General features: G+C 39.7%; 16 protein-coding genes. 5 read left to right on the top strand and 11 right to left on the bottom strand.

The window, feature by feature from the left end; translation table 11 throughout:
- Nucleotides 1–2 precede the first annotated feature (2 nt).
- Both V5N63_RS06020 and V5N63_RS06015 read right to left on the bottom strand, forming a co-directional pair.
- Nucleotides 3–836: a hypothetical protein gene (locus V5N63_RS06020; RefSeq protein ID WP_332033225.1), complete on the bottom strand. Its 834-nt coding sequence runs from the start codon at nucleotides 834–836 to the stop codon at nucleotides 3–5.
- A gap of 9 nt (nucleotides 837–845) precedes the next feature.
- Complete coding sequence (locus V5N63_RS06015) at nucleotides 846–1655, bottom strand: hypothetical protein (RefSeq protein WP_332033224.1); 810 nt, start codon at nucleotides 1653–1655, stop codon at nucleotides 846–848.
- A 386-nt stretch (nucleotides 1656–2041) separates the two neighbouring features.
- Here V5N63_RS06015 and V5N63_RS06010 point away from each other — a divergent pair, with 386 nt between their 5' ends.
- The gene (locus V5N63_RS06010; protein ID WP_332033223.1) at nucleotides 2042–3580 is read left to right on the top strand and encodes a tetratricopeptide repeat protein; all 1539 of its coding nucleotides are present in this window, start codon (nucleotides 2042–2044) and stop codon (nucleotides 3578–3580) included.
- Nucleotides 3581–3636: 56 nt separating this feature from the next.
- Here V5N63_RS06010 and ahcY read toward each other — a convergent pair whose 3' ends face one another.
- The 3 genes from ahcY to V5N63_RS05995 all read right to left on the bottom strand — a co-directional run bounded on the left by ahcY (nucleotide 3637) and on the right by V5N63_RS05995 (nucleotide 6155).
- Entirely contained in the window at nucleotides 3637–4950 is a 1314-nt protein-coding gene (gene ahcY, locus V5N63_RS06005) for an adenosylhomocysteinase (protein ID WP_088468642.1), read from the bottom strand.
- Between the two features lie 93 nt (nucleotides 4951–5043).
- Nucleotides 5044–5739 carry a DUF1826 domain-containing protein gene (locus tag V5N63_RS06000; protein ID WP_332033222.1) on the bottom strand — a complete coding sequence of 232 codons (696 nt, stop codon included), beginning with the start codon at nucleotides 5737–5739 and terminating at the stop codon, nucleotides 5044–5046.
- Between the two features lie 137 nt (nucleotides 5740–5876).
- On the bottom strand, nucleotides 5877–6155 hold the full coding sequence (locus V5N63_RS05995; protein ID WP_332033221.1) for a hypothetical protein: 279 nt from the start codon (nucleotides 6153–6155) through the stop codon (nucleotides 5877–5879).
- 175 nt (nucleotides 6156–6330) lie between these two features.
- Here V5N63_RS05995 and V5N63_RS05990 point away from each other — a divergent pair, with 175 nt between their 5' ends.
- Nucleotides 6331–6942 (top strand): 4'-phosphopantetheinyl transferase family protein, encoded by a 612-nt coding sequence (locus tag V5N63_RS05990; protein ID WP_332023735.1) that lies wholly within the window; start codon nucleotides 6331–6333, stop codon nucleotides 6940–6942.
- On the opposite strand, the gene V5N63_RS05985 is transcribed toward V5N63_RS05990, so the two are convergent.
- The 3 genes from V5N63_RS05985 to porU all read right to left on the bottom strand — a co-directional run bounded on the left by V5N63_RS05985 (nucleotide 6939) and on the right by porU (nucleotide 14245).
- Nucleotides 6939–9179, bottom strand: a complete 2241-nt coding sequence (locus tag V5N63_RS05985; RefSeq protein WP_332033220.1) for an FUSC family protein — start codon at nucleotides 9177–9179, stop codon at nucleotides 6939–6941. The genes V5N63_RS05990 and V5N63_RS05985 overlap by 4 nt on opposite strands.
- A 76-nt stretch (nucleotides 9180–9255) precedes the next feature.
- Nucleotides 9256–10377, bottom strand: a complete 1122-nt coding sequence (gene porV, locus V5N63_RS05980) for a type IX secretion system outer membrane channel protein PorV (protein ID WP_332033219.1) — start codon at nucleotides 10375–10377, stop codon at nucleotides 9256–9258.
- 28 nt (nucleotides 10378–10405) lie between these two features.
- Nucleotides 10406–14245, bottom strand: a complete 3840-nt coding sequence (gene porU, locus V5N63_RS05975; RefSeq protein ID WP_332033218.1) for a type IX secretion system sortase PorU — start codon at nucleotides 14243–14245, stop codon at nucleotides 10406–10408.
- 221 nt (nucleotides 14246–14466) lie between these two features.
- Between porU and gldJ the strand changes: the two genes are divergently transcribed.
- Together gldJ and V5N63_RS05965 are read left to right on the top strand one after the other, a co-directional pair.
- Nucleotides 14467–16074, top strand: coding sequence for a gliding motility lipoprotein GldJ (gene gldJ / locus V5N63_RS05970; protein WP_332024929.1), 1608 nt, complete (start codon nucleotides 14467–14469; stop codon nucleotides 16072–16074).
- A gap of 60 nt (nucleotides 16075–16134) precedes the next feature.
- Nucleotides 16135–17409 (top strand): UDP-N-acetylmuramoyl-tripeptide--D-alanyl-D-alanine ligase, encoded by a 1275-nt coding sequence (locus V5N63_RS05965; RefSeq protein ID WP_332033217.1) that lies wholly within the window; start codon nucleotides 16135–16137, stop codon nucleotides 17407–17409.
- Here V5N63_RS05965 and V5N63_RS05960 read toward each other — a convergent pair.
- Nucleotides 17406–18011 (bottom strand): NUDIX hydrolase, encoded by a 606-nt coding sequence (locus V5N63_RS05960; protein WP_265143293.1) that lies wholly within the window; start codon nucleotides 18009–18011, stop codon nucleotides 17406–17408. The two genes, V5N63_RS05965 and V5N63_RS05960, sit on opposite strands and share 4 nt — an antisense overlap.
- Nucleotides 18012–18043: 32 nt before the next feature.
- Here V5N63_RS05960 and V5N63_RS05955 point away from each other — a divergent pair, with 32 nt between their 5' ends.
- Nucleotides 18044–18430, top strand: a complete 387-nt coding sequence (locus tag V5N63_RS05955; protein WP_265143294.1) for an SRPBCC family protein — start codon at nucleotides 18044–18046, stop codon at nucleotides 18428–18430.
- A gap of 49 nt (nucleotides 18431–18479) precedes the next feature.
- Here V5N63_RS05955 and V5N63_RS05950 read toward each other — a convergent pair whose 3' ends face one another.
- Both V5N63_RS05950 and V5N63_RS05945 read right to left on the bottom strand, forming a co-directional pair.
- Nucleotides 18480–19178: an ABC transporter ATP-binding protein gene (locus tag V5N63_RS05950; protein ID WP_332033216.1), complete on the bottom strand. Its 699-nt coding sequence runs from the start codon at nucleotides 19176–19178 to the stop codon at nucleotides 18480–18482.
- Between the two features lie 171 nt (nucleotides 19179–19349).
- Nucleotides 19350–19651: GIY-YIG nuclease family protein (locus V5N63_RS05945; RefSeq protein ID WP_332033215.1), on the bottom strand; the 302-nt coding region annotated here is incomplete at its 5' end.

Below are 19651 nucleotides of genomic sequence, written 5' to 3'. Positions count from 1 at the left end.
AACTAAAAAGAATAAGGTTGATTGATTGTAATGGTACTGCTCATTGCTGATTCGAAACTGGTTAATGAACTGCATGAACTATTTGGCGCACCGTAGGTCACTGTTAGTCCGCTGATGTTAGGTGCTGAAATATTCCGTATCGCAAATTTCACCGTGTGATTACCTGGACTTAAATTTTTCGCAATACCATATATCATAAACTGTCTGTATGAACATGCTGACTGAAAATCAAGATAGAGGGGTTTAACATCTATAAGTTTATCATCAACAAAAAAGCCGATAGTCGAGGAAATGCCGCCGGTATTGTTAGCGGAGGTATTGCTTGCCTGATACATGCCATTTATATTAAGCAATAAATCGTTTTGAGGTCTGTCAATCACAATAGATTTTGTAAGATCTGGTATAACAGTCCATTGGGCTGTATTTAATGTTTCACCTGAAACATGGGCCATGTAGCCTAAGAATTGATTAGGAGAAGTTCTGGTGAATGTAAAAGCCGTTGATGAATTAGATGAATAGTATTTCATTTGATTCATCAGGCTTTCCTGATTAATGTCGGTAAACAAATATTCCCATTTTATTTGATTCCAATAATAAAATCCTTCTTTTCCACCGATTGCATTGTTGGTATTATAGATGATGAGTGACTCTTTAGGATTCGGTATTGTCGAGACGTCATTTATGCTTTGTAATGAAACCTGAGGAAAAGAAACACCTTTATTGCTTGAACGAATGTCTAAACTTGCAGATGGATGTGGAGTTCTGGTGTTAATTCCGACCTGTGCCGAAAACGTGTATGATGCCATGATCAGCATTAGTAAATATAGATTTTTCATAGTAAATTTTTACGGTTTTTCAGAAGTTTGTACGGTCATGATCGACTTGTCCATTAATGGACTAAGGTTGTTGCATGCGGAATGTTTAGATCCAAAGGTGATGCTTTGGGTTGCCACCTGAGTTACCCTTAATGTTTCTCTCAACTCAATCAGATGATTCCCAACGCCCAGATTGTTAATGTTAAAATAAACATTGAAATCATTGTACAAACAGTTTTCATTACCGTTAATAATAAAGTTTCGCACACCGGCTAACTGAGAATCGACAAAAAGTGCAATTGAATACGACATAAAGGTGTTGTCTGAGGCCGCCGAATTTACCTGTACAATACCACTTCCGGAAACCGAAACTGTATTTTGAGGAGAGTAAATTGAAATCGTTTTTGATAAACCGGGAATAAGTTGAAAATCATGAACAGAGGGTGCCTCACCCATAGTGTAGGATACGCCAGTTATCGGTGTACTGTCATTAACTCCACCTGTAGAAACTGCCGACTCGGAACGGACTATTCCTAAATATTTATAAATGTTTGCCGTATCCAAAGATGGGTTCCATTTATTGTCTTTCCAAAAGTAAAATCCCTTTCCCGTACTGGCGTTCGTATTGTACACCATAAGCGAATTAGCAGGATTCACTACGGGTGCGGCGCTGTTGAGATTAGGGATAGATACATTGGGGAGAAGGACACCTTTATTGGCAGAAACAATTTTCAGAACTTCCGAATCGTCGAAAGTGGTGACGTTAGAGCCGATGCCAATCTGCGCATAGCAGAATGCACAAGCGACCAGGAACCCTGGCACTAAATTTAATTTCATCATGTTGTGTTTTTGTGTTATTGCAAATATATTTATACTTTTTAATACTTATATGGTTAAAACACCCTAATTTTATTATGTAAAACATACTAGTCGGTTGAATTGTGACTTTTTTTTAATAGATTTATACGTTTATAAATCCTCAACCCTTACCAGTTGCTTATTTAGAGTAACCTTTAACGATCACCGATATCCGCTGAATGAAAAACTTTTATCTCCTTTTTTTTCTTTTTTTTCTGAATAAGTTTTATTTTTTGGCGCAGCCGGTGGATCCCCGGTCTTTCGAAAATGACATAAAGCTGTGGCAAAGTAAAACTTCAGAAGTAATTTCACAGCGGGACACAGCGGCTTTTAAAAAGATACTTCAGTCATTAAAGACAAGTAAATTCATGAAAGATCAAGTGCTTTACCAAGCATTGATGGGAAAAGCATATACAGAGCTTTTTGATGGATTAACCCCTACGGCTGAAAAGCATTTTGAGAGTTCTATTAAAAAAGCAAATAAACTGAAAGATCCTGCATTGCTTATTTGGACTCAACTTTGTTATGCCGAATGTCTTTATAATTACCGTGAAATGACCAAAGCGCTGCCTGTTTATTTGAATGCAATAAGGCATATTGAGAATATTTCGCCCGGCGAGATGATTTTTCCCGCCAGTTCTTTTAAGAGAATCGGTTATTATATGGGAACAATCGGTGATAACGCTGAGGCGATTATTTATCTCCGGAGAGCTTTGCAACATACAATAGGTAACACTTCAGAATTTGCCGAAATTTTAGACAACATCGGGCAATATTATTTTGCATCTAATGATTATAAAAATGCTGAAAAATATTTTGTACAGGCATCAGTTACTGCAAAAATTATTAAAGATGACATCCGCTACGCCAAAACACTCGGTAATCTTGGCCGTATCCGGGAGACACAGGGAAATTTTAAAGAAGCGGTTCAGCTCTTGGAAAAAGACATTGCCATATCCGAAAAATTAGGAACTGACCAGAATACGATGTTTGCTTACACGGTGCTAGCAAAAGTTTTCTTAAAAGATCAACAATGGAAAAAAGCAGAGTCGGCTGCGGATAAGGCAGAAGCAATTGCCCAGACCAAACCGTATTATCAGAATAATGAACTTGAAATCATTAAGCTTAAACTTGATATTTACAGCAAGCAGAACAGAACTGGTGAAGAGCTTGCAGCCAGAAGAAAAATGAAAGTTCTGGAAGATTCACTTAAACTTACCGATGGTGCTTTGCCGCTTGTTCACGCGAATCTTATGGCGCAAAAAGCAAAGTATCAGCTGCAGATGCAGAAAGTGGATGAAGACTTACAGAAGGAATCTCTCATTGCAAAAACAGCAGTAGTTATAGCAGTTCTTGTCGCATTTCTGCTGACTTTCAATTTTTTTCATTCGAAAAGAATAGAGCGTAAAAGACAGCAAATTTACGATGCAAAAATCAAGGAACATGAACTGGAAAAAAACAGGTACGAAGAAAACCTTTTACAAGCGCAAAAAACGCTGCATGCCCAAATTAAGTATCTCAAAACCAAAAATTATCATATCAAACAGCTAACAGCGGAAATAGAGGAGATAAAAAATTCTGCATCCTCTCACATTGAAGAAGAGAGCGGCAGGCTGCATGAGATCTTGGATTCGCATTTAATGACTGAAGAAAACTGGCAGATGTTCCGCCGCGAATTTCAGAAAGAATATCCCGATTTTTATCAAACGCTGAAAACCGAATTTCCAGAAATTACAAACGCAAATCTCAGGATTATTCTTCTCCAGAAAATGGGCTTCAGTTCGTCGGAAATATCCGCACTTCTGGGAATTACCCAGGATGCGGTGAAAAAGTCACGGCAGCGGTTGAAGCGAAAACTTGGTGATAAATACGACCAACTTTTCAGCATTGTTTTCTCAGAATCTTAAATAAAAAAACGCTTCGGAATATCCAAAGCGTTTCTGTTTTTGCTGATCGCTAATTATTAATATCTGTAGTACTCAGGTTTGAATGGTCCTTCAACCGTTACCCCGATGTATTTTGCCTGTTCAGGAGTTAAAGTTTCAAGTTCAACACCTAATTTCTTAAGGTGTAAAGCCGCTACTTTTTCGTCAAGATGCTTCGGTAAAGTATAAACTTCGTTTCCGTAAGCTTCAGCATTAGTCCATAATTCGATTTGTGCCAAAGTCTGGTTGCTGAATGAGTTACTCATCACAAAAGATGGGTGACCAGTTGCACAGCCCAGGTTAACCAAACGGCCTTCTGCCAAAATGATGATTTCTTTGCCGTCGATATTATACACATCAACCTGTGGTTTTACTTCGTATTTTGTAGAACCATAGTTTTCGTTCAACCATGCCATATCAATTTCGTTATCGAAGTGGCCGATGTTACAAACGATGGTTTTATCTTTCATTTTAGCGAAATGTTCCGCACGTACGATGTTGAAGTTACCTGTAGTTGTGATGATAATGTCAGCATTGTCAACCACACTATCTAGTTTTTTAACTTCAAAACCTTCCATAGAAGCCTGAAGCGCACAGATCGGGTCGATTTCAGTAACGGTAACGATAGATCCTGCACCTCGGAAAGAAGCTGCAGTTCCTTTACCTACATCTCCGTAACCGCAAACAACCACTCTTTTACCGGCAAGCATAATATCAGTAGCTCTTCTGATGGCATCTACCGCAGATTCTCTACATCCGTATTTGTTATCGAATTTAGATTTGGTTACAGAATCGTTAACGTTAATAGCTGGCATTACCAGTGTACCGTTCGCCATTCTCTCGTATAATCTGTGAACACCTGTAGTGGTTTCTTCAGAAAGTCCTTTAATATCTTTTGTTAACTCAGGATATTTATCGAAAACAAGATTGGTTAAATCTCCGCCGTCATCAAGGATAAGGTTCAGGGGTTTTCTGTCTTCACCGAAAAATACGGTTTGCTCAATACACCACTCGAATTCTTCCTCATTCATACCTTTCCAGGCATATACAGGGATTCCTGCAGCAGCAATTGCAGCAGCAGCGTGATCCTGGGTTGAGAATATATTACATGAAGACCATGTAACTTCAGCTCCAAGCGCAACTAAAGTTTCGATAAGAACCGCCGTTTGGATGGTCATGTGAAGACAACCCGCAATTCTGGCACCTTTTAAAGGCTGAGAAGGCCCGTATTCTTCACGGATGGCCATTAACCCGGGCATTTCAGCTTCCGCTAATTTAATTTCTTTTCTACCCCATTCTGCAAGGGAAATGTCCTTTACTTTGTAAGGCACGTATTGTGTAGTTGTTTCCATTTTAATTGAAAAAATTTTTGCGAAATTACGCAATTTTCTTCTGACTGTCAAACTTGGCTTGGGTTTGAGTGCGATTGAAAATTTCTATAATTTTTAACAGATCAGGAGCAACCGGTATTCTGCAGTGTTTTCTGTAGGCGCGCGGTGAATACACGGTAAAACTTCCTGAAAAGGATGATCTACTGCCAGCCTCCAGAGATTTCCGTTTCCTAAATTAATTGGTTTGGCATTGGGTTTTGGCTGGTAATGAAGATCAAAAAAATGTTCCTGCAAAAAAGTATCAAATGATTCTTCGGTTCCATCATGTAATTTCCTGAGTTTTGCCCTGATTTCTGGATCAAGAATTTTCTGTATGGCCTCGTGGTTGGGTAAAATATCGCTTGATGCGCCATAATAAGTACACAAAAAGGTATCTGCAGCAATGGGAGAACGGTCAATATGAAAGGAGTAAACATCGGTCGAAATAAAACTGAATTCGTCGTCCCGCTCATAACATTTCAGTAGGTTAAGCGAAGGTGACGCACCGAATTCAGTAAGTAATTCCAAATCATTAAGGATCGTTTCGCGGGCCAAACTTCCTTTCTCCGATAATTGAAGTGCGAGAAGATCCGGTGCAGAAACTTCAGTGATGTCCTCCTTTAAGCTTAATTTGGTAACAATTTCGCGAAAATCTCCTTCCAGATTCCTTTGCCAGCAGAACGCATTGGTATTCCTCTGAAATCGCGAATTTACAAGTTCTTCAAAAGTTGAAAATGTTCTGATGTTATCGTGGTAGCCGTATTTGTTCATTGCAGGGATTCTCGTCAGGCAAAATTACAAATTAAAGCAGATGCTTAAGCAGCTTAAGAAAAAAAACAGCGACTATTTCAGTCGCTGCTTCTTCTTTGAATTTTTAAACGGTCTTTTCTAAAGTAGAAAAAACGGTTTTATCTGTGTCTCACGCCCCGCTGGTGGAACTGAACGTTTTTATTCGCGCTCTGATAGTTCGGCGAAAACGTATCACTGTGTTTTGTGGCAGTGATGGGATCGGTAATAAAATGATTTTGGGGTTTTACATGACCCCTGTCTTCGTTTCCTGATGTATGATCAGAATTTGCGTTCGCTGTTGCAAGCTCCTTTTGGGATTCATTTTTTCTTATTCTATTTAGGGCATAAGCCCCGGCTGCTGTGGCTGCAATGCCTAAAGCGATTTTCAGTGTGTTCATATCTTGTAATTTTGAAAAAAGCACGCAAAGTTCTTGCCAAGACCGAAGAAAAATGCGGTTTTGTGAAGTTTTTAGAAGTTCCGGATTTAAATCGGACCAATAAAACTTACCACATGAATTGCTTAAAATTAATTACTTTTGCAGAGGTAAACAAATTTGTTATTCTTTCTACAATATGCCTTTATACCGTGATTTTTCAGATCATAATGCCACCATTCTTCTCTGGAAGTATGATGAAAAGGAAGATCTGGATCCTAAAACCCTGTTGGAAGAAGAAAATTACGAGAAGGTGAAGGATTACCACCCGACAAAACTGAAGGAACTGCTCTTGGTAAGGAAAATACTGAAATCTATTTTACCTGAACACAAAATCCTTTACAACGGTCGGGAACCTTATCTGGAGCCCCGTGATTTCGAAATTTCGATTACCCACTCGTTTCCGTTCGCGGCACTGGCCATCTCTAAGAATAAAGTAGGGATAGATATCGAACCTTTTCATGATAAAATCATCAGAATCAGGCACAAATTCCTGAATGATGACGAGGCAGGTTTTATCGAAGAGCGTAAAGAAACCGCTTATCTTACCGTAATTTGGTCGCTGAAAGAGAGTTTATACAAAATTCATCATTCCAACTATTGGTCGCTGAAAAAGCATTACGAAGTAAAACCATTCAGCCTCGATTTTCCGTTTAATATTGTTTGCCGGGTTCACGATGACAAGGTTTCTGATCTCTACAAAGCCCGCGTAGAATTTTTCGAAAATTACTGTTTAACCATTGTAGACTAAATTACAGGCTCTAATTTCTCAGCTACTTTGCGTTGTTCTTTAGCAACATCGTAAATAAGTTCCAGGATTTCCTGTAAATTTTTAAGTTCTGTTAAATGTGTGATTCTGTTAGGATCCCGGCGGTTCATGATTTCGCTTTCGGAAATTTCTTTTTTTCTTTTTTCCAGAAGTTGATCCACTGAATCCTCTGGTTTCAGCCTGCTTTCTTGCACAATATCGACGTCGAATTTTTTCTGTTCCAAAATTAAACCTGTACGCAGCAATTCAGCAGATATTTTTCGGTTCCAGCTGTCGAAATCGATTTCTGGGTAATCTTTCGCGTTTTTCGAATATTGCGAAAACGAGGCAATATAAGCGGTAATTAAATGTGCGGTATTCACGAACTGATGCACCTGTTCCATTTTCTTCTGCTGGTTTTTCGGGTCCGAAATCATGCGCTGAAAGTTGTCGGAAAGATTTGCCAAATCAATAATCGCATCTTTTCTTTTGAGTTTATACTCCTGAATGCCGATGTTTTCATCTTTAAAAAAATCCATTGCTGCTTTAAAATATTTCGCATTGCTTTTTGATGATTTCTTCATGAAATCCAGATTTTGGGTATGTTCCCAAACCGGTAAAACAAAGTAGGAAACAGCGAAAGCCACGGCTCCGGCAATGGCCGTATCGAGAATACGGTCGCGGAATATGTTATTGATGTTCCCCGGATTCAGGAAATTGAAAGTTAGGAAAATATAAATCGTCATAAAAAAAACCGCCCACGAATACTGCGCTTTCAGAAAACTGAAACAAAGGATCATGCTGAGTAAAAGGATGGTAAACAGCGCGGTATTATTATGAACTGTATGCAGAATTCCGTAAGCCACCACCGCGCCGGCGACCGTACCGTAAAGCCGCAGTAAATTACGGTGTTTGGTGGTAGAGTAGGCCGGCCTCATAATCGCGACAATGGTAATTAAAATCCAGTACGAGTGACCGATGCCCAAAAACTCCATTTGTGAAATAATATAGCCGGTGAGCATCGCCAGGGTAATACGCACAGAATGGCGAAAGTGTGTAGACTTTAAAGAAATATTGTTAAGAAGTACTTTGAAATTAAGTTTTTCATCGTTAGTAATAAATTCTTTTAAATCCAGACCGGTAGAAAGGCTTTTTGCCAGTTTCTGATCCTGAGTGAATACTTTATAAATGGTGTTGATTTGTTCCGTAATATCACTTATTCTTAGTAGAATAATTCGCATGATCATAAAATTCTCCAAAGTATCAGGGTTCAGTTTCTTATTGCGTAAATCGAAATATTCATCGAAAACCTGATCCAGCTCATCGTCTAAATTTCTGAGGGATTTTGCCTTGGTACCGCTTTGCAGCGCAATGCCGATATTGCTGAGTTCTTCCGCCAGTTTTGATAAATAGTCGCTGATGGATTCCAGTAAACCTGTTTCTCCAAAACTTTCCTGAATTTTTCCGTAATCACTTTCCGAGGTCATCAGTTTTTCATGTAAGTCAATTGAATTGAGAAACATGAGCATCAAAAGCCGGCTTGTTGTGGTAGATTCGTTAACGATTTTTCTTGTTTTAAAGACGGTTTCGCGGGTTTCTTCCTGTAAATTTTTAATTTTAACCTGTTGCGAAATCACCTGCAGGTAAAGCGCATCGAAATCTGGATTTTGCAGATAAAATCTGGATTTTAATTTGAGGTAATCGCTCAGTTCAAGATAATTCTCGCCAATCATCTGGCCTGCAAGTTTATAGGGCTGAATTTTAGAAACGACAAGAAAAACCAAGAGGTAGCAAACAGATCCTGCCAAGAAAATAAGTGAATTTTTTACAAGGCTTCCTTGGCTCAGGTGTCCGTCGACAAAAATCGCCAGCACCACAAGCGAAAGAGATCCCACTGCCGCCAGCCTCTGCCCATAAACGCCGATCATCGAAAAAAACATTCCGAACAGAATGATTTCGAGATAAATGATGGGCGGAAAATCCTTCAGTAAGGTGGCAATAACGGAGACTGCAAAAAAGCAGATAATGGCAAATATCAGGGCATTTCTCCGGCGGATAAACGGGCCGGGCTGATCGGTGAGTCCTACAAAGCTGGTGGCCAGTGGGAAAAGGAAATATTCTTTCAGCAGACCGAAATAAGCTAAAATGATACTGGGAGCTACAATGGCTAAAGTAATCCTTACCGCAGAAAATATATATTGGCTGGTGGCGAATTTCCTGAGTTCTGTTGCGTAGTTCATTCTGCTAATTTAGGATTTAATCCACAAAAAAGCCTCAATTGCTGAGGCTTTAAAATAAATTTTTGTGAGCTGAATTTTAATAATCCGAATTCGAAGACTCTTCACCAATATTCCAGGTCAGTCCAAATCTCAATGTATTATCGAGTGCTGAATTTACTTTGGAGGTGTTGATGAGGTAAGACATATCCAACCCGAAAGACTGGTATTTTAAGCCTACACCCACCGTAGCATACTGCCTTGCACCCTGTTCTTCGCTTTCGTGGAAATAACCGCCCCGTAAAGCAAAAGCGTTGTCGTATTCATACTCCACAGCACCACTAAACATCATGCTTTTTTCGTTGCTGAATGATTTTCCGATCCCTTCAATTACCCCTACATTCGGTACATTTCCTGTTTTATCAGGTCCCGGAACAAGAAGTTTTGAAGCTTCGAAATTTAAGCCTACACGGTTTAAATCATCAATAAAAAGATCGTAACCAGCACCTAATCTCGCCATGGTTGGCAAATAGGATCTGGATTCTTCATCGCCGGTGTAATCTAATCTTGGTCCGATATTTTGGATGGCAAAACCTGCTCTAGCACGCCCCTCGAAATCGTTTATACTTGTATGTTTTTCCGACTGAAAATAACCCGATACATCAACGGCGAACGAGTTCGCTGCTTTCAGGGTGTTATCGGAGTTAAAACCTCCGGACAAATCTGAACGGATAAATCTACCGGTAACCGCCATGGAATAATAATCACTAAGTTTCAAACCGTAGGCTACATCGATAGAGAATTCGTTTGGTTTCGCAGTACCTTCCTGTACAACTTCAGTACCTACAAGTTTCGTTAAATCTACTGCACCCATATTGAAATAATATAAACTTGCAGAAATAGTTGATCTTTCTTCATCACCTAAAAACTGATGATAAGCACCATACAGGAGGAAAACATCGTTGGTGAGCTTGCTCATATAAGGCGTATAGTTGAGCCCGATGGCAGATGTTGTTTTGCTGAAAGGATATTTTGCAGCATTCCAGAACTGTGAGAATGCATCGGTAGTTGTGGCTACCCCCTGATCACCCATACCGCCTGCTCTGGCATCCGGAGAAATTCTTAGAAAAGGGGCTCCGGTAAGAACCGGCTGAACCTGGGCATACGTTAATGCACCCAGTCCTAAACCTAATCCTAAAAACAGTTTTTTAGTCAATTTCATAAAGTCGTTTTTTTAATCGTTTATATTTTTATTTCAATAATACCATTTTTTCAACTGCGGTTGCGCTGCCTTTGCATTTATCCTGATTCTGGCTTTTTGCAAAGATCTTAAAAATATAGGTGCCTTTACCAACTGCGTCTCCAAAATCATCGTTCCCGTCCCATTCTATGGCAGTTTTCGGCGTGCGGAAACCCTGAAAGAACGGCTCTGCAGTCACTGTTGTACTGATGGTTTTTACCAGTTTACCCGTGATGGTGTAAATCTGCACATTTACATCCAGCATATCGTCGCAATTGTGTTCAAACTGAACGTAAGTCTTATTTGTAAAGGGATTAGGCCAGTTTAAGAGTTTGTTAACAATTAAATTTTGGTTGGATTCATCCTTAACTACAAAGTTTAACGTTTCGGTCGTTGAATTATTGTTGATGTCCCAAACTTTAAAGGTAAGCTGATGCGGTCCAGGTGCTAAATTACGGAAAGGGTAGGTTACATTTCCTTTCTGGTAATCTGCTAAAGACGTATTCACACAGCCGTTTCCATCGCCTGAAAAATAGAAATCATTTAGAACAACTGTATCAATAATTTTTCCATCGAGGATTACGGTAATGTCGTGTCCGATTCCCGAGCCTGTCGAGTTAATTCCTTTGTCATCTGTTACACAGGCTAAAAGTGTTGGGTTTTGATCGGTGATTCCACCATCGGCAAAGTTCGTATTGTTCATATAGACTTTTACCTTGGGAGGCTCGTTATCATTAATGCCATCGGGATTTATTCCGCCAATTTTCTGCGTCTGATTGTTGAAAACATCGAAAACTTTATTGTCTGCATACGCTAAGATTCTACCGTTTCCTGTTTCGTAATTAATATCTTTTGGGACATAAAATTCTACTGTGAATACGCCGTTTACCGCCTGACCTGAAGATTTTACAATCGGTCCGTTTTCTTCGGTATAATTCAGGACAGGGTTCAGTTTTGGTTCGCCGTCGTTATTCAGCGTTTTTTTACTAAGTCTTTTATCGAAGATGTTGATGGCGACTCTGCCGTTGAATGAGGTATCTAAGGTTCCGTCGGCTTTGTTGATGTGCCCTTTTACCTTTACGAAATCCAGTGCACGCAACTGTCCGGGAACGGGAGATTCAACTTCATCGATGTTCAGCAGTCTTTTGGGGCGGCTTAATTTTGTCGCCGGATCACCCAAAAGGTTTACTTTTAAATGGTCGCTATGGGTGCCTTTTTCGATTTTGGCTTTCAGGAAAGCATCACCCAGCGAAATGAAATCATCATTCACGAGTTCAAAGAGATGGCGGGTAAAAATGGTCGTAAATTCTTCGCCATACCCCACACCAATCGCGCGGCTGGAGGTAAGCATCATCGAAGCACCGCCCTGTTTTGATTTGATGACCTGTTCACCGGCAGAGAAGGTTGCAGGATCGTCCCACAATGTAAATTCACAGGTAATCGTGGAAACAAGCGGGAGGCGTGAATATACCGCGTTATAATTGTTAAAACTCTGAATCATATCGATCGTCAGCACACGCTCCTGCGCCCAACCGTTGATCCCGCCATGACCAAAGTAAAAGAGATAAAGGCTGTTCCCGACATCGTTGGAAATTGCCTGATTGACCTGCGGATACCGCTGTCCTCCGGCTGATGTCTGCGCGGTAAATGAATCCAGATATAATTTCCGGATATTGTATTCCTTCCTGAGTGTTCCGTTTTCGAAAACGTTCACCAGAGAAGCATTCATGGTGTTGTGGAACGGGAGGAGGTTGTCGGCATCATCATCCACAACAAAATCCATTTTCATGCGCCATTCACCGAAAGGGGTCGACTGGCCCGGAAGTGCATTATTATAAGCCAGCGCTTTGTCGATCAGAAGTTTAGCTTCTGATACATTGCCGGCCGGCAACCTTCCGACCGGAAAATCGGGAAGGGTAGAAGATAAACGGATGGCGGTCATACTCTGCGGCGAGGTCATCGTAAAATAATCGTCTGATACAAAAGAATCTGCATAATTCCCGCTTTCCTCACTTTGAAATGAGGGTACAATATCGGCTCCGGGATGATTGATCCCACGGAAATCATAAGAAGTATCGCCCAGAATGAAAAGATATTTCAATTTCCCAGTAGGGGTATTGAGCTTTGTCGCAAAATCCCTGATTGCTGTAATATCTTTGTTCCCGCTGCTGAATTCGTTGTAAATCTTATTCACATCAACCACGGCAACATTGAATTTATCCTGATAATAGTTGGCGAGTCTTTGTGCGTTGCCCAACATTTCAGGTGAAGAAATCATTAAATAATCAATGTTCTGTAACCCGGAGAGATCCTGGTTTTCAATTTTACCAACAAATGCCGGTGCAAAAGCTTCACTGCTTTTAAAGGCAACAAATTCGTTCACAAAAGTATTGCTGCTGGCGATGTATCCAAAACTGAACGTGCTGTTGCCGCCGGCTTTGTTTACTTTTTTGGTCACATTGGTAATGTCTGAAACCTCCCAAACCTGCTCTAATGAACCGGCATCTGATATACTGAAAGTGTAGTTTGTTCCGCTGCCCTCGGCAATGGAGTAGCTGCGGAAATTCATCTGCGTATTATTGAATTTCAAGTCTTCTTTGTACTGCACTTCAGCATAATCGAAATAAAACTTCCCGTTCGGATTGCTTGAAGTATCGGGACTGTAATTAAAAGTAAGCTGACTGCCCTGTAAATTGGTAAGTGTTCCCGTATAGACAATCGGAATGTACTCTTTTTTGTCGGCAGGAGAAATAGTATAATTGTACGGACTCTGATTATTGAGATTTACAGTAATTTTATTTCCCGAAGATAGGTAACCGATATATCTGCTGCGGTATTTAATGATATCTGTGGGCTGTATGGGTGATCTGGTGGTGAATGTAACTGCCTTGTTTTCGGTAATGGCATCGCCGGTCCAGATGCGGCCGATTTTCATTAAATTGAACTTTTCCTCATTAATAAACTGGTAATCATCATAACGGGTAATGGCATCAGCAGTTACGGGCGTATCTGTTTCCAGAATTCTTTTTCCGGGTCCCAAATCGAAATTGATAAAATAAAACGCAAAATCACTGTAGATATTGATGAAGTTTGCCGAAGTGTCAGTTCGGGTTTCAATGCGCCTGTTGCCACTACCATCAGTATTCCCCTGTGTTTTATATACGTTGTATCCGTGCGGACCCTGGGCGTAAAAAAGCGCATAATCTTCCTCATTCCAGGTTCCATCGTCCTGGCCTACAACCTGTATGGCGTTTTCCTGTAACGCAGAATATCTGGTGTCGAGATTGTGCTCGGGCAGCATCAAACCCCCATTACCATAAATTCTGAAGTTTTTCGGATTAATATTGGAAGGGTTGATGCCGTTGTCGCGCAAAAATTTCGAGGTAATTTTAAAAACGCCTGATTTATCAACCTTTATTTTATAAAATGTTCCGGTTTTCAAAGGATTTTCGGTGGTGCCCACTTTTCCTGAAAATAAAGGGTTCGGTTCGGGTGCGCCGCTGTTCACGATACTGAAAGACGAAAGTCTGTAAAGATTTCCGTTTTCGGTTTTTAGCGCAGCGACTCTGATATTTATTGTTTTTTCGTTGGTATACGGATTGGTAAAATCACTTATTTCAGTTTCTTCCCGGGCAGGAATGTCCGATGGACTGATTTCAAAAAGTTCTTTAGGGGTGATTTTTTCCCAGACAAAATTGGTAACTTTCTGATTCATGCCAGAATATTTCATGGTAGACCGGAAATAAACCGAACTTTCCTCAAAAGCAAAACCATCATTCTTAAAAAAAGGAACCGTAACCTGATAACTTCCAAAATCGATCACTTTGTTGCCTTCCCACTGTAGTTTCACAGTTTGAGAAAAACCAATTGAAAAAAATATTATAAATAGTAGAATAAAAATGCGTTTCATCAGGTGTTAAGTTTCAGAATTACAAATTAAACGAAAAATAATAAATAACGATATATGCAATAAAATTAATTTGTTAACGTTTTCTAAAAAAAATCAATCTATAATTTGGGTTATTAAATAATTTCATTTTTCTTTGTACTTTGAAAATATCTATATCAACTATGAATAAACTAAAGTTGTTTACATTAATAGCGTTAAGCTCTACACTTTTTATGATCAGTTGCGGCGGAGGCGGTAACAGCAAAAAAGGCGGTGGTACAAAACGTTTTACCAGTAAAACAGGATGGAAGCCAAATGATCAGAAAGGATGGTTTTTCACCGGAAAACAACAAAAACAGAAAGGATGGCCGGGAATGGTATATGTAGAAGGCGGAACTTTTACCATGGGCTTGGTGAAAGATGATGTAATGCACGACTGGAACAATACGCCTAGAAGAATGCAGGTGAGCGCATTTTTTATCGGCGAAACAGAAATTACAAACTACGAATACAGAGAATATGTAACGTGGCTGAAATATGTTTTCCCACCATCAGATCCTAGTTTTAAAGAGATTTACAAGGGAGCTCTTCCCGATACTTTAGTTTGGAATAACGAACTTTCAAGAAACGATTTTGCTGAAACCTATTTCCGCAGTCCGGAATTTGATTACTATCCGGTAGTAGGAGTTTCATGGCTTCAGGCTTCAAGATACTGTGACTGGCTTACTGACAGAGCGAATGAAAAAGCTTTGATGGAGCAAGGGGTAATCTCAAAAGATTTCTATACCAACGATGCTAACAACCAGGGAGCAAATGCCTTCAACCTCGATAAATTCAAAGGAAATGATCCTGAAATGGAAGCTTATATCAATAAAGAAAGATTAAAGCAGAAATCAGGTATCAGAACTTCTAACGAAAGAATTCTGGCGGCAAACCGTAATGCTACAGCAACTGTTGTTGAAAAATTCCGTCTTCCTACAGAAGTGGAATGGGAATTCGCAGCACTGGGCATGCAGAAAGAAAGAGAATATAACCTGTATACCAACAAGCAGCCGGAAATCCAGCAGCTGAAAGGTAAAAAAGGCAGGGACAGAGGAATGTACCTGGAAAACTTCAAGCAGGGCAGAGGTGATTATTCAGGGGTAGCAGGTTGGAAAAACGACGGATCGCCAACTACAGCAGATGTAAAACAGTATCCTTCCAATAATTTAGGGATCTACGGCATGTTCGGTAACGTTGCAGAATGGACTGCCGATGTTTACAGACCGATCATTGATGACGAAGCCAGCGATTTCAACTATTACAGAGGAAACGTTGCCAAAGAAGTTGTGAAAAATCAAGACGGAACTTTCAAAAAAGTAGAGGAAGCTAAGTATGATACCTTAGCTGACGGAAGACTTGTTTACAGAGGACTTCCAGGCCAGTACGAAAGAGAAGTGGTTGCCGATAACAGAAACTTCAGAGACGGGGACTTCCAGTCTTCACTCGATGCAGGTTACGGACGAGCGGAAGACAGTACTACTGCTGGTTATAACATGTACAACTCTAAGCAGAAAAGATTTATTGTAGACGGAAGAGGAAGAGTTGTTTTACAAAAAGATCCGGTTTCTAGAACGACAAGAGTATCCAATGAAGTGCGGGTGATCAAAGGTGGATCATGGCTGGACGGAGCTTACTGGCTTGATCCGGGACAGAGAAGATTCCGTGACGAAGCGAAAGCTTACGGTTGGGTTGGGTTCCGTGTTGCACAGGATGCCAAGTCCAGCGGAAAAGGCAGAACCAAAAGATAATTAATCTAAAATATTTAAAAATCCTTCTGTATTTGCAGAAGGATTTTTTATTTTTGGCAAATGAATGCAGCTTCTTTCTACCCGCTTTTCCTGAAAGCCGGAAAAGTAACCATCGACAGCCGTAAAGTCGAAAAAAATGATATCTTTTTTGCTTTCTCAGGCGAGAATTTCAATGCCGCCGTTTCAGCGGAAGATGCCATTAACAAAGGCGCGTTGGCTGTTATTGTTGAAGATAAAAATTTCGAAAATCAGGAAAGGAATATTTTCTTTGTTCATTCGACTTTAGCGTTTTTGCAGGAGCTTGCATCGTATCACCGCAATCATATCAAAATACCCGTCATCGCACTTACAGGCAGCAACGGCAAAACCACAACCAAAGAGATTATTCATGCGGTTCTGTCTCAGAAATATAAAGTTCAGTACACTTTCGGGAATCTCAATAATCACATCGGGGTGCCGCTTACCCTACTTTCCATAAAGTCGGAACATGAACTGGCAGTGGTAGAAATGGGAGCGAACCATCAGAAAGAGATTGAACTGCTGTGTAAAATAGCAAAACCCAATTACGGTTACATCACGAATTTCGGGAAAGCCCATCTCGAAGGCTTCGGTGGTTTTGAAGGAGTTATTAAAGGTAAATCGGAACTGTACGATTATCTAAAAACTGCTGAACAAACAATTCTGGTCAACGAAAACGATCCTATCCAGACGGAAAAAACTGCACACTATTCTCCGAAAATAACTTTCGGTAAAGAAAATTCCGATTATTACTTTGAAGAATATTCGAAGGATCATTTCGTTGGATTAAGTTTTAAAGAAGATAAAGCGCAATCGAAACTCACCGGAAGTTATAACTTTACCAATCTTTGCGCTGCTGCGAGTTTGGGATTTTATTTCGGGCTGAATTTTAGTCAGATTAAAACTGCAATCGAAAATTATACGCCAACCAATATGCGTTCGCAAATTCTGGAACGTAACGGTAAAACCTTCGTTCTCGATACGTATAATGCCAATCCGAGTTCGATGGCAGAATCGCTGCGAAATTTCAGCACGTTTGAAGGTTCAAAAACGATTATTATCGGTGACATGCTGGAGCTGGGCGAAGAATCGGACGTAGAACACCAAAACATTCTCGATTTGGCTGAATCACTTGGTTTTGATGAAATTATTACAGTCGGAAAATACTTCAAAAAAGTAAATGAACATTTTACGTCGTATGAAAATTCTGAAGAACTATCTCAGGTTTTAAAAGGCAGAAAAATCGAATCAAAAAATATACTCCTGAAAGCTTCGCGTGGCATCGCCTTAGAAAAAGTGCTGGAATTTATAGATTAAATCTGCTCCCAGTAGTCATTCAGGATAAGTTTGATGTTATTGAAGGTTTTAGGAAAAACTTCATTCATAATTTCGTCCTTATTCTTCCATGAAACTGCGGTAATTCCTTCTTCTGTTTGTGGTGTTGGAGTTTCGTTACCTACATAATTCATTCTGAACCAATAAGTTGTCTTCAAAATTTTCTCGCCGTTTCTTTCGGTGTAAAGATGAAATGTATTGTTGATGAATTCTTCAAGAATCAGTTCTTTCAGTCCGGTTTCTTCTTCGATTTCGCGCAGGGCAGCCTGTTCCAGCGATTCGCCTTTTTCAATTTTTCCTTTAGGCAAATCCCATCTTCCGATTCGGTGAATAAATAAAATTTCGCCGTTTTTGTTTCTTACTACGCCACCGGCCGCTTCAATTACGCGGAACATATGGGTAAAATCTTCCCAGATTTCCTCAAGATTTTCTCCGTAAACATTCAGCTCAGGGCAGGAAGTGTTTTGAAGAAGATCTACGGCAATTTCCAGGGTTGCAAATCCTTCAAACCTAAGTTTTTTATCGATCTCTTCCGGATATTTACTTAAAGTTAATTTTTTTTCATTCACGAAAACTTTATACATTTGCAACGTTTTAATCATACAAAAATATAAAAATGAATTTAGAAGGACGTAAAATTGTAGTAAATAAATCGGTTAATACACTGGTTGAAATGCTAAATAAACCTGAAGATTATAAAAACCTGATGCCCGATTCACTACAAAACTTCGAAGTTCGTGATAATGGGTTTAAGTTCGGTTTAAAAGGAATGCCGGAAATCGCGTTGAAAATTGAAGAAGTGAGCGACAAGGCTGTAGTGCTGAAATCTGCAAGCTCAAGTCTGGATTTTGAACTGAAAGGTTTGATGAATGCTTTAAACGAAAACCAAACTGAAGTTCAGTTGCTCTTTGAAGGAAAATTTAATCCTTTTATTAAAATGATGGTCGAAAAACCGCTGCAGAATTTTATCAACACCCTTTCCGATAATCTGGAAAAACTGTAAGGAAAAATATTATGGCTAAAAATCCCGCAATTTTAAGTTGCGGGATTTTTTATTCGTGGGTATAACTGGCGAAAGCTTCTTCCAGGCTTCCATATTTGCCCCTAAATTCATCGATATTGGTGTCCTGAATTACATTTCCTTGATGGATGAGAATCACTCGCGAACAAAGCGCTTCTACTTCCTGCATGATATGGGTGGAGAGTATCACGGTTTTTTCTTTACCTATTTCTTTAATTACATTACGTATTTCGATGATTTGGTTAGGATCCAGTCCATTGGTGGGCTCATCCAGAATTAAAAGATCAGGCGAGTGTAATATGGCCTGTGCAAGGCCAACTCGCTGTTTGTAACCTTTGGAAAGCTGAGCGATTTTTTTTGATTTTTCCGGAGTAATTCCTACGAGTTCAATCACTTCATCAATTCTTTCTTTTCGAATTTTATGGAGATCAGCAACAAAATTCAGATACTCTTTTACATACATTTCCGGATAAAGCGGATTGTTTTCCGGCAGAAAACCCATGTTTTTTTTTGATTCAGTTTCGTTTTGTGTAACATCCTTGCCGTTGAAAAGTATCGCTCCTTGGTCAATTTTAAGCGCGCCGACAATTGATTTCATTAACGTTGATTTACCGGCACCATTTGGACCCAGAAGCCCGATGATTTCGCTTTTTCCGATTTCGATATTGATTCCGTTTAATGCGATTTGGGAGCCAAATTTTTTGCTTAAGTTTATAATTTGAAGTGACATGAATAGTATTGAATTGAGTGCAAATTTAAAGAAATAAATGCAGTGGAGATTAAAAGTATGTAAACAAAAAAACCTTACACACTATGTAAGGTTGTTTTGTGAGCGCGCCAGGATTCGAATGCCGAAAATCGGCACAGGCTCTGGGACCGTCCCGATTAAAATCGGGATGCGCTATCCAAGCTGGGAATTAATGAGCTGAACGATTTTCTTTTTGCTTTTCCATGATTTTATTTCAAGCTCTCTTTTGTAAGCTGCCTTTTTATCAGGGAAAGTTTCAGAATACACGATAATCCAGTCTTTAGCTCTGCTTGTAAAGCCTTTATGGTCGGAAAGATGTTTCCGTAGTCTTTCATGAGGATCTTCGCCGGTATGTCCGATGTAAAAGTGGTCAATAGATTTTGAATATAGAATGTAGCAGAAATACATTTGGAATATTTTAAAAACAAAAAGACCGAGAAAAATCTCAGTCTTTT

Origin of the sequence: Kaistella sp. (assembly GCF_032060305.1) — a bacterium.
GTDB lineage: Bacteria > Bacteroidota > Bacteroidia > Flavobacteriales > Weeksellaceae > Kaistella > Kaistella yananensis.
Note: the sequence above shows the minus strand (reverse complement) of the source record. Positions and strands in the feature narration are given on the sequence as shown.